Below are 6,867 nucleotides of genomic sequence, written 5' to 3'. Positions count from 1 at the left end.
CCTCTCGTGCCGGAGGTACTCCGCGACCCCGACCATCCGGTCGTCGGAGTCGAAGACCCCGATCGTGCAGGCGGAGACGTCGTACGACGGGCGCTGCCACTCGGCGACGATGTCCTCCTCGTCGACCTCGACCCGGCCGAGGTCGTGGCGCTGCTGAGCGGCGTAGACGTCGAACACCGCCGCCGTGTCGGACATCGAGAGCGGGCGGGTGGTGAAGCCGGCGGGCGCGGCGTCGGGGGTCGTGGTCACGATCGTCGAGTGTGGACCGCCCGCCGCTGCTTGTCGCGCGAATTAGCCGCGAAAGACGACGGCCCCGACTCCACGGGTGGGAGTCGGGGCCCGTCGAACGGACGCTGGGCGTCAGACGTTGCGGATGGCCGAGACGTCGAACTCGAGCTTGATCTTCTCGGAGACGAGGATGCCGCCGGTCTCGAGCGCGGCGTTCCAGGTGAGGCCCCAGTCCTTGCGGTTGACGGTGGCCTCGCCCTCGAAGCCCACGCGGAGGTTGCCGAACGGGTCCTTGGCCGAGCCGCCCTCCTCGAACTCGATCGTCACGGCGTGGGTGACGTCCTTGATGGTGAGGTCGCCGACGACGGTCCACTCGTCGCCGTCGCGGCTGACGGCGGTCGAGGAGAAGGTCCACTCCGGGAAGTTCTCGACGTCGAAGAAGTCGGCGGACTTGAGGTGGCCGTCGCGGTCGGCGGAGCCGGTGGTGACGCTCGCGGCGTCGATCGTGAGCTTGACCCACGAGTCGGCGGGGGTGGCGGTGTCGATGTGGGCGGTGCCCTGCCACTCCGCGAACGAGCCGCGGACCTTGGTGACCATCGCGTGCCGGGCGACGAAGCCGAGGCGGCTGTGGGCGGTGTCGATGGTGTAGTCGCCGCTGATGTCGGTGAGGGCGGCAGTGGAAGTCTCGGTCATCGTTCCTCCTGAGGTGGTGAGCGGGTTCGATCCGCCCAGTTGGTTGAAGTCTCAATCACCTCAGCAAAGCGGACCGCAGTCCTATTCCGCTTGCTCCAAAAAAGATCGAGGGCCGCGTCCTGGTGGACGCGACCCTCGACGGGGATCAGGAAGCTCAGGCGGCGTGGTGCGTGGTCGCCGAGGCGGCGGCGGAGTCGATCCACACCGCCTGCATGCGGGTGGTGCCCCGCTCGTCGGCGACGGGAATCCACCGCATCTCGAGCATAGGCCGCTCGGCCATCTGTACGTCGTGCACGGGACACCTCCAGTTCATCTCGTGTTCACCAAGATAGCACGACCCCCACCCAAGCCCCCGATTTCGGTCACATTGCGTGGTGGGTGCTCCATCCAGGGCGCAGTTCCGCCACCTGCGGTCGACGTCCGCTCCACCCTGGCCCGCGGGACGATGGCGCCCACGGCGGCCGGGGCGACGTGAGAATCGACGGCATCGGCGTACTCCTGCCCGATTCCGGGCAGAAACTTGGAAATCGTCGTCGATCTGCCGATCATCGATGCGTGCTCGTCGATCCGCGCCTCGTCCGCCACGTCGTGGCGACCACCGGGCTCCCCGCGACCGACGCGACTCGGGTCATCGAGGACGTGCTGGCCTTCCACCACGAGACCGTGGAGGCCTACGTCCGCCGCCGGCACAGCGAGCTCAAGCTCCGCGGCGCCAAGAACGCCGACATCTTCACCGTCCTGCGCGACGAGCTGGCCGACCACCTGGTCGCCGCGCCCGACCTGTCCGAGCGCCAGCTGCGCCGGATGATCTACGGATAGCCACGAAAGGCAGAGCCATGTGCGGAATCGTCGGATACCTCGGGCCCCACCAGGCCGCTCCCCTTCTCCTGGAGGGCCTCGCGCGGCTGGAGCACCGCGGCTACGACTCGGCGGGCGTGGCCGTGCTCGGCGGCTCCGGGATCCGGGTGGCCAAGCGCGCCGGCCGGGTGCGTGACCTGAGCGAGGACCTGCCGAAGCGCTTCACCGGCAAGGTCGGCATCGGCCACACCCGCTGGGCGACCCACGGGCCGGCCAACGACGTCAACGCGCACCCGCACACGGACACCAAGGAGCTGGTCGCGGTCGTGCACAACGGGATCATCGACAACGCCGCGGCGCTCCGCGACGAGCTCGCCGAGGAGGGCGTCGACCTGGTCTCCGACACGGACACCGAGGTGCTCGCCCACCTGATCGCCGGGTCCGGCGCCGACACGCTGGAGGGCAAGGTGGCCGAGACGCTGGGCCGCATCCATGGCACCTACGGCATCGCGGTGCTGCACGTCGACTTCCCCGACCGGATCGTGGTGGCCCGCAACGGCAGCCCGCTGATCATCGGTGTGGGCGACAAGGAGATGTACGTCGCGTCCGACCTGGCCGCGCTGGTCCGCTACACGACGACCGTCGCCCACCTCGACGACGGCGAGATGGCGACGATCACCTCGGCCGGCTTCTCGACCTACCGGCTCGGGGCGAGCGGCCTCGCCGCCACGAACCGGCGTGCCGCCCACGTCGACGTCGACCCCGCGTCGTACGACGCCGGCGAGTACGACTCCTTCATGTACAAGGAGATCCTCGAGCAGCCCGCCGCTGCCGAGCGGGTGCTGCGCGGTCGGCTCGACGAGCGCTTCGCCACCGGCCACCTCGGCGGCCTCAACCTCGACGCGCGCGAGCTGCGCGCGATCCGGCGGATCAAGGTCCTCGGCTGCGGCTCCGCGTACTACGTCGGCGAGATGGGGGCGACCCTGATCGAGGAGCTGGCGCGGATCCCCGCCGATGCGGAGGCGGCCTCGGAGTTCCGCTACCGCAACCCGATCATCGAGCCGGACACGCTCTACGTCGTCGTGAGCCAGTCCGGCGAGACCGTCGACACCCTGCTCGCCGTCCAGGAGATCCAGCGCAAGGGCGGGCGGGTCATCGGCCTGGTCAACGTGGTCGGCTCCGCGATCGCGCGCGAGGTCGACGGCGGCATCTACCTGCACGCCGGGCCGGAGGTCGCGGTGGCGTCGACCAAGGCGCTCACCAACATGTTCCTCGGCTTCGCGATGCTCGCGCTGCAGCTCGGCCGGGTGCGCGACCTGTCGATCGCCGACGGCCGCCGGCTGATCGCCGGGCTGGAGGCGCTTCCGCACAAGATCGAGCAGATCCTCGCCACCGAGGAGCGGCTCGAGGCGATCGCCGCGCGCCTCGCCGAGGCCGAGAGCCTGTTCTTCATCGGCCGGGTGCGCGGGTTCCCGGTCGCGCGCGAGGGCGCACAGAAGTTCAAGGAGATCAGCTACCGCCACGCCGAGGCCTACCAGACCTCGGAGCTCAAGCACGGGCCGCTCGCGCTGATCAGTCCCGACGTCCCGACGGTCGCGATCGTCCCGGACGACGAGCTGGTCGAGCGCAACGTCGCGGCCCTCCACGAGATCGCGGCCCGCGGTGGGCCGTTGGTCGTGGTGACCCACGAGGACGTCGCCCTGCGCGGGCTCCCCAGCGACCTGGCCGAGCGGATCGTCGTACCTCGGAGCGAGCGGGAGCTCGACCCGATCCTGCTCACCATCCCGCTGCAGGTGCTCGCCTACCACGCGGCCAAGCACCTCGGCCACGACATCGACAAGCCGCGAAACCTGGCGAAGTCGGTCACGGTCGAGTGATCATTCCGGGACGATGGTCGGAGAGAGGTCGAGGGTGAAGGGCAGGTAGCGATGCGCCGAGTGGTCGGCTTGGTGGCCGGGCTCCTTGCCATGGTCGTTGCCTTCGGACAGGCGCCGCCGTCGGTGGGGGAGCGCGCTGCGGAGCCGTCCGCGAGCGCCGCAGCCCCGGGGCGTCCCAACGTCCTGTTCATCATGGTCGACGACATGCGCGACGACGACCTGCGCTTCATGCCGCAGGTCCGGGCGCTGATCCGCGACCAGGGAGTCCGGTTCCGCAACTCGTTCTCGCCGTACCCGCTGTGCTGCCCGGCCCGCGCCTCCGTGCTCAGCGGCCGCTACACCCACAACCACGGCGTCTACACGGTCTACGAGGACTACGGGTTCCACGCCTTCGACGACCGCCGGACGCTGGCGACGATGCTGCAGGACGCCGGCTACGCGAACGTCTACCTCGGCAAGTACCTCAACCGCTACGGCTTCGACCCGCCGCCCCGCGCCCAGCAGGGCAACTCGCTGCGCTACGTGCCGCCGGGGTGGGACATGTGGCGGGCGTCCCTCGACGGCGGGTTCGCGCCCGGCAGCCCGAACGCCGGCTCGACGTACGCCTACTACGACACGACCTTGAGCTTCAACGGGAAGACCTTCGAGACGCTCGCGGGGCGCTACCAGACAGTGGCGTACGGCGAGATCGCCGGCAACATCGTGCGCAACCGCGCCCCGTCGCCCCAGCCCTTCCTGCTGTACCTCTCCTTCACGGCACCGCACAGCGGGGGCCCGAAGGAGGACGACGACCCGCGGCCGACGCGCCTGAGCAACGGCGAGCTCTACGACTGGAAGACCCCGGCCCGGCCGCCGAGCGTCTGGGGTTCCTTGGACTCGGTGGTGCTCGAGGCGCCCGGGGCGTCCTGGCGCGACCCCGACTTCAGCGACAAGCCGGGCTACCTGCGGGTGCTGCCGCCGCTGCGACCCTCCGACCACCGGGCCCTGCTCGAGGTGACCCGGCAGCGCGCCGAGGCGCTCAAGGTCGTCGACCAGCAGGTCGGCAACCTGATGCGGACCCTCGCCGACACCGGCGAGCTGGACCAGACGCTGGTGATCTTCACGTCCGACAACGGCTACTTCCTCGGCGAGCAGCGGATGCGGTTGGGCAAGGTCTTCCCGCACGAGGTCTCGCTCCGGGTGCCCCTCCTGATGCGGGGTCCGGGGATCCCTGCCGGGGAGACCCGCACCGACCCGTTCACCTCCGTCGACTTCCTGCCGACGATCGCCGCCGCCACCGGCACCACCCCGGACCATCGGGTCGACGGCGTCTCGATGTGGCGGGTCGCCCGTCGCGGCGACGTCGGCTGGACCCGCGGGATCCTCACCGAGACCGGCGCGCTCGGCCACCCGCCGCGCAACACCAACGAGGCGGGCGAGCCGTTGTCCAGCGGGGGTCGGCGGGACATCCGGTTCCTCCTCGGGATCCGCACCCACCGCTACCTCTTCGTCGACGTCGCGCACCAGCGCGACGAGCTCTACGACCTACGTCGCGACCCGCGGGAGTACCGCAACCTGATCGACGTGCCCCGGTACGCCGCGGTCCGCCGCTCGCTGCGGCGAGCACTGGCCGACATCCGCGCCTGCCGCGGGCGGGCCTGCAGCACGGCGCTGCCGCCGCGGCTCCAGTGGCCCCCTGCGTGAGCCCCGAAGTGACCTCTGCGTGACCCAGCCCACCGCGTCGAGGAATGCGCCAGGTGTTGCCTTCGCCACTACCGTTGTCGGGTGAGTGATGTAGCACCTGACCCTTCCCCCGTCGACGCCGCCCCCGGCTTCAGTGACCTCGGCCTCGGCGCGAAGGTGCTCAAGGCGCTCTCCGACGTCGGCTACGAGTCGCCCTCCGCGATCCAGACGCAGACCATCCCGCACCTCCTCGAGGGCCGCGACGTGATCGGCCTCGCGCAGACCGGCACCGGCAAGACGGCGGCGTTCGCGCTGCCGATCCTCGACCGCCTCGACCTGTCCCAGAAGTCCCCCCAGGCGCTGGTCCTGGCGCCGACCCGCGAGCTGGCGCTGCAGGTCTGCGAGGCGTTCGAGAAGTACGCCTCCACCACCAAGGGCGTGCACGTGCTGCCCGTCTACGGCGGTCAGGGGTACGGCGTCCAGCTCTCCGCGCTGCGCCGTGGCGTGCACATCGTGGTCGGCACCCCGGGCCGGATCATGGACCACCTCGACAAGGGCACGCTCGACCTGTCGCAGCTGCGGTTCCTGGTGCTCGACGAGGCCGACGAGATGCTCAACATGGGCTTCGCCGAGGACGTCGAGACGATCCTCGCCGACACCCCGGACACCAAGCAGGTGGCGCTGTTCTCGGCCACCATGCCGAAGCAGATCCGGTCGCTGTCGCAGAAGTACCTCAACAAGCCGGTCGAGATCTCGATCGAGCGCAAGACGCGTACGGCCGACAACATCGCCCAGCGCTACCTGATCTGCAGCTACCCGCAGAAGGTCGACGCGCTCACCCGCATCCTCGAGGTCGAGAACTTCGAGGGGATGATCGTCTTCGTCCGCACCAAGAACGAGACCGAGACCCTCGCCGAGAAGCTGCGCGCCCGCGGCTTCGGCGCCACCGCCATCAACGGCGACGTGGCGCAGGCCGTGCGGGAGCGGACCGTCAACCAGCTCAAGGACGGCAAGCTCGACATCCTGGTCGCGACCGACGTCGCGGCGCGGGGCCTCGACGTGGAGCGGATCACCCACGTCGTCAACTACGACATCCCGACCGACACCGAGTCCTACGTCCACCGGATCGGCCGCACCGGCCGCGCCGGTCGCAGCGGCGACGCGATCTCCTTCGTCACGCCGCGCGAGCGCTACCTGCTCAAGCACATCGAGAAGGCCACCCGGCAGCCGCTCACCCAGATGCAGCTCCCGAGCGTCGACGACGTCAACGCCACCCGGCTCGCGCGCTTCGACGACCGGATCACCGCCGCGCTCGAGTCGCCGCAGATCGGCTTCTTCCGCGACGTGATCGGTCACTACGTCAAGAACAACGACGTGCCGGAGGCCGACGTCGCGGCCGCGCTCGCGATCGTGCTGCACGGCGACGCGCCCCTCGTCCTGGAGGAGGAGCCGCGCCGCCCCCAGCGGGAGTACGACGGGCAGGAGGGGCGCGGCCGCCCCGACCGCGACGGCGGCCGTGCCGACCGTGGCCCGCGCCAGCCGCGCAGCGACAAGCCGATGGCGCAGTACAAGATCGCGGTCGGCAAGCGGCACCGGGTCGAGCCCCGCC

Annotated in this window: 6 protein-coding genes and 1 pseudogene; 4 read left to right on the top strand and 3 right to left on the bottom strand. The window is 70.4% G+C overall.

Features of this window, described 5'->3' with window-relative positions:
• The 3 genes and pseudogenes from H0488_RS24135 to H0488_RS24665 all read right to left on the bottom strand — a co-directional run.
• Positions 1–249, bottom strand: a pseudogene (locus tag H0488_RS24135) (GNAT family N-acetyltransferase); the annotation flags it as partial.
• Between the two features lie 111 nt (positions 250–360).
• Positions 361–921, bottom strand: coding sequence for a YceI family protein (locus H0488_RS13265; RefSeq protein WP_183099751.1), 561 nt, complete (start codon positions 919–921; stop codon positions 361–363).
• Between the two features lie 154 nt (positions 922–1,075).
• Positions 1,076–1,201 carry a hypothetical protein gene (locus H0488_RS24665; RefSeq protein ID WP_281369627.1) on the bottom strand — a complete coding sequence of 42 codons (126 nt, stop codon included), beginning with the start codon at positions 1,199–1,201 and terminating at the stop codon, positions 1,076–1,078.
• 275 nt (positions 1,202–1,476) lie between these two features.
• On the opposite strand from H0488_RS24665, the gene H0488_RS13260 reads away from it, so the two are divergent.
• From H0488_RS13260 to H0488_RS13245, 4 genes are all read left to right on the top strand, one after another.
• On the top strand, positions 1,477–1,740 hold the full coding sequence (locus H0488_RS13260; protein ID WP_183099750.1) for a hypothetical protein: 264 nt from the start codon (positions 1,477–1,479) through the stop codon (positions 1,738–1,740).
• A gap of 17 nt (positions 1,741–1,757) precedes the next feature.
• A complete protein-coding gene (gene glmS / locus H0488_RS13255; RefSeq protein ID WP_183099749.1) occupies positions 1,758–3,596 on the top strand; it encodes a glutamine--fructose-6-phosphate transaminase (isomerizing) in 1,839 nt (612 codons plus the stop codon).
• Between the two features lie 51 nt (positions 3,597–3,647).
• Positions 3,648–5,279: a sulfatase family protein gene (locus H0488_RS13250; protein WP_183099748.1), complete on the top strand. Its 1,632-nt coding sequence runs from the start codon at positions 3,648–3,650 to the stop codon at positions 5,277–5,279.
• An 81-nt stretch (positions 5,280–5,360) separates the two neighbouring features.
• Positions 5,361–6,867: DEAD/DEAH box helicase (locus tag H0488_RS13245; RefSeq protein WP_183099747.1), on the top strand; the 1,507-nt coding region annotated here is incomplete at its 3' end.

Origin of the sequence: Nocardioides pelophilus (assembly GCF_014180685.1) — a bacterium.
Taxonomy (GTDB): domain Bacteria; phylum Actinomycetota; class Actinomycetes; order Propionibacteriales; family Nocardioidaceae; genus Nocardioides; species Nocardioides pelophilus.
Note: the sequence above shows the minus strand (reverse complement) of the source record. Positions and strands in the feature narration are given on the sequence as shown.